The 511-nt window shown below is 31.9% G+C and carries 1 protein-coding gene; it reads left to right on the forward strand.

Features of this window, described 5'->3' with window-relative positions:
- Window positions 1-511 (forward strand): helix-turn-helix domain-containing protein (locus HMPREF3103_RS00705; protein ID WP_070436835.1); only part of this gene is annotated, 511 nt, incomplete at both ends.

Below are 511 nucleotides of genomic sequence, written 5' to 3' on the forward strand. Positions count from 1 at the left end.
AAACATACTGCAAAAGAATTAGAACGATTCATAGAATTGTATTTAGATGGTGTGCCTTTTCGTGAGCTGCGTAGTGAATATGGTTTAAAGATTTCACCAGGAACATTTAATATGTATTTTTCGAAATATAAAGCATATGGACTTTCTGCTTTAGAAGATAGAGATGGGTTTAACACTTATACAAATGAATTTAAAGAAATGGTGGTTAAAGAGTTTTTAGAATCGAAAACCTATTTAACGGCAATCACAAGAAAATATAATATTCCTTCTGTTACAACTGTACGAAATTGGATTATTAAGTATACTAATGGTGAGGCCGCGAAGGCCTACTATCCTAAGCCAGAGGTATACACTATGAAATATAGAAAAACATCGCACGAAGAAAGAATCCTTATCGTCAAAGACTGTATTCAAAATCAATTAAACTATAAACAAACCGCACAGAAATATAATATCTCTTACAACTTGGTGTATCAATGGGTAAAAAAATATCAAAAATATGGCCCTGATG

Origin of the sequence: Granulicatella sp. HMSC30F09, from assembly GCF_001806915.1 — a bacterium.
Classification (GTDB): domain Bacteria; phylum Bacillota; class Bacilli; order Lactobacillales; family Aerococcaceae; genus Granulicatella; species Granulicatella adiacens.